The organism is Sphaerochaeta sp. UBA5836 (genome assembly GCF_002432845.1).
Taxonomy (GTDB): Bacteria; Spirochaetota; Spirochaetia; order Sphaerochaetales; family Sphaerochaetaceae; genus Sphaerochaeta.
This window is the reverse complement of sequence record NZ_DJGW01000010.1, coordinates 13,173-16,729: the sequence shown is the minus strand read 5'-3', so window position 1 is coordinate 16,729 and position 3,557 is coordinate 13,173. Positions and strand designations below refer to the sequence as shown.

The 3,557-nt window shown below is 51.9% G+C and carries 3 protein-coding genes; all 3 read left to right on the top strand.

What is annotated here, in order from left to right:
* Positions 1 to 972 (top strand): galactose ABC transporter substrate-binding protein (locus tag B3F49_RS00770; RefSeq protein ID WP_293908556.1); only part of this gene is annotated, 972 nt, incomplete at its 5' end.
* A gap of 99 nt (positions 973 to 1,071) precedes the next feature.
* Positions 1,072 to 2,580 carry a sugar ABC transporter ATP-binding protein gene (locus B3F49_RS00765; RefSeq protein WP_293908555.1) on the top strand — a complete coding sequence of 503 codons (1,509 nt, stop codon included), beginning with the start codon at positions 1,072 to 1,074 and terminating at the stop codon, positions 2,578 to 2,580.
* Between the two features lie 33 nt (positions 2,581 to 2,613).
* Positions 2,614 to 3,557, top strand: a 944-nt coding sequence (mglC, locus tag B3F49_RS00760; protein ID WP_293908554.1) for a galactose/methyl galactoside ABC transporter permease MglC, incomplete at its 3' end; no start/stop codon positions are given.

Sequence of the window (3,557 nt, the reverse complement as noted above, 5' to 3'; positions counted from 1 at the left end):
GCAACTCCCGTCTTCGCCCAAGGGCAAGGTGAGAGCAAAGGTGTTGAAATCGGATGCGCAATCTACAAGTTTGACGACACCTTCATGACCGGTGTCCGCAACGCAATCATAGCTGCCGCAGCCGAAACCGATGCAAAGGTTGAGGTCGTCGACTCCATGAACATCCAGGCCACACAGAATGAGAAGGTCGATTTGTTCATCACCAAGGGCATGAAAGCCATGCAGATCAACCCTGTCGACCGCACCGCAGCCGGTGTCATCATCGACAAGGCGAAGAAAGCCAACATTCCCGTAGTATTCTTCAACCGCGAGCCGCTTGCTGAAGATATGGCAAAGTGGGACAAGGTCTACTACGTTGGCGCCCGTGCTGAAGAGTCCGGTACCATGAGCGGCCAGATCATTGCCGACTACTGGAAAGCCAACAAGTCCATGGACAAGAATGGCGACGGCGTTCTGCAGTATGTCATGCTCAAGGGCGAACCCGGCCACCAGGACGCAGAACTGCGCACTGAGTACTCCATCAAGAATCTGCAGGACAACGGAATCAAGGTGCAGAAGCTTGCTGAAGACACCGGCATGTGGGATCGTGTAAAGGGACAGGAGAAAATGGCCGCTTTCATCGCCAGCCAGGGCGATAAGATTGAAGCAGTCTTCGCAAACAACGATGATATGGCTCTTGGTGCAATCGAAGCCCTCAAGGCTGCCGGTTACTTCAAGGACGGCAAGTTCATGCCCGTCGTTGGTGTTGACGCCACCGCTCCCGCTCTCCAGGCTCTCGAAGAAGGCACTCTGCTTGGCACCGTCCTCAACGACGCCGTCAACCAGGGCCGCGCAACGTTCAAGCTCTCATATGATTTGGCAAGGGGCATCACCCCCACCGAAGCTTCCATCGGCTACAAGATTACTGATGGCAAGTACGTATGGGTTCCCTACCAGAAGGTCACCAAGGAGAACTACAAGCAGTTCAAATAAGGTTTGAATTGTAGAAATTCCCCCTCCGGGTTGTTCGATGATCCGGAGGGTTTTTTGAAGGGACTATACCCCGGGAAAGCCGGGGAGGCGAGGGAAGTCATGTATGTATTAGAAATGAACCATGTTTCCAAGTCGTTCCCGGGCGTAAAAGCGCTGGACGACGTAAGCTTGAAAGTAAAGCCGGGAACAGTGCATGCCTTGATGGGTGAAAATGGGGCAGGCAAGTCCACGTTGATGAAATGTCTGTTCGGCTTGTACTCCATGGATGAGGGGGAGATTTCCTTCAATGGACAACCCGTCAAGATTACCAGTGTCAAAGAGGCACTCAGCCTGGGAATCTCCATGATTCACCAGGAACTCCATCTCATCCCCTACCGGTCGGTGATGGAGAATATATGGCTTGGCCGTTATCCACGCATCGGTGGGCCCAAGAGTCCTGTCGTGGACCACAAGAGAATGTATGAGATGACAGCTTCCTTGTTGAAGGATCTCAATCTCACCACTATACAGCCGACCGATTTGCTGCGCACCCTCTCAGTCTCCAAGGCTCAGAGCGTCGAGATTGCAAAGGCCGTCTCCTATGAATCAAAAATCATCATCATGGATGAGCCCAGCTCCTCTCTGACGGAGAATGAGGTTGAACACTTGTTCACCATCATCCGCTCGTTGAAGGCCCGTGGGGTTGCGATCATCTACATTTCCCATAAAATGGAGGAGATTCTCAAAATCTCCGATGAAGTAACCATCATGCGTGACGGTAAGTATGTGGGGACCTGGCCTTCCAGTGAACTGACCACCGCCGTCATCATCAAGCGAATGGTAGGCCGCGATCTTACCCATCGCTTTCCATCGGCTGAGAGCAACATCGGCAGCGAGCTGCTCAGAGTCGAAGAGTATACATCGCCGAACCCCAGAAGTTTCAAGGATGTCTCCTTCACCCTGCATAAGGGTGAGATTCTGGGAATCGGAGGATTGGTCGGAGCCCAGCGCACCGAAGTCATGGAAGCAGTATTCGGACTCAGGCTTCACAGCAAAGGCAGCTTGTATGTGAAAGGCAGGCAGGTGCATTGCAACAGTGCCTACGATGCCAAAAAACTAGGAATGGCCCTGCTCACCGAGGAACGGAGAGCGACGGGAATATTCCCGGTTCTTTCCGTACAGGAGAATCTGGTCATTGCCAACATAACCTCATATGTGAACAAGAGCGGGCTCCTCAATGCAGCAAAGATGGCTGAAGACACCAAGAAGAGCATCAAGGATTTGGATATCAAGACGCCGTCGGCGAGAACTTTGATCAAGAGCCTCAGCGGAGGAAACCAACAGAAAGTACTCTTCGCCCGTTGGTTGCTCACTACTCCTGAAATTCTCATTCTGGACGAACCGACGCGGGGTATCGACGTCGGGGCCAAGTATGAGATTTACGTCATCATGCGTGAGCTTGCGGCCCAGGGCAAGGGTGTGATCATGATCAGCAGTGAGATGCCGGAGCTTTTGGGAATGACCGATCGAATCGTTGTCATGAGTGAAGGTCGTGTAGCAGGTATCGTGGACAGCAAGAAGACAAGCCAGGAAGAGATTATGGAACTGGCGACTAAGTACGTCGGGTAGGGGGAAAGCATGCAAGGCATTGGGAAATCAATAATGAGTAAAAAAAGTCTAAAACAGTTTGTCATGGACAAGGCAATCTTCCTCGTCCTGTTGCTGTTGGTGGTCGTAATCGCCATCATCAACCCACGCATTCTGCGTCTGCAGGTACTTCGGGACATTTTGATGATGAGTTCGACGAAGATCATTATGGCCTTGGGCATGATGTTTGTCATTCTTACCGGTGGTGTAGACCTTGGTGGAGGCCGTTTGGTTGGTATGGCGGCTGTTGTTTCCGCCTCCATGCTGCAGACTGCCGATTACGTCAGGCGGTTTTATCCGAATATGGGACAAATTCCCATCCTCCTCCCGATACTGCTCGCGGTGTTTGTTGGAACGCTGTTTGGAATGATGAACGGCCTGATTGTGGCAAAATTCAAGGTTCCTGCCTTCATTGCCACCCTCTCTTCCATGTTGATTATTTATGGTATCAACTCCATCTATTTCAACATGGCTCCCAACAACAGCCAGCCCATCGGCGGACTCAGATCCGATTTCACCTTCCTGGGTTCAGGTTCCATCGGTTTTGTCCCGGTCATTGTCATCTTCGCCGTCATTGTTTCAATTATAGTCTGGTTTGTATTGAACAAGACTGTGTTCGGCAAGAACGTATATGCAGTCGGTGGCAACCCTGAGGCTGCAGCAGTCTCCGGTATCAATATCACCAAGACGCTGGTAGGCCTGTTCGGTGTCTGTGGATTTCTTATCTCCCTCTCCGGTGTTCTGGAAGCCGCCCGTACGGGAGGAGCAACCAACAACTACGGAAACGGATACGAGCTCGATGCCATCGCATCCTGCGTCGTTGGTGGAGTTTCCACCACCGGTGGTGTGGGAACGGTGAGTGGAGTCATCGCCGGTGTCATCATCTTTAGTTTCATCAACTACGGCCTTACGTTCATCGGGGTGAACCCCTATTGGCAGAACATCATCAAGGGTGTGAT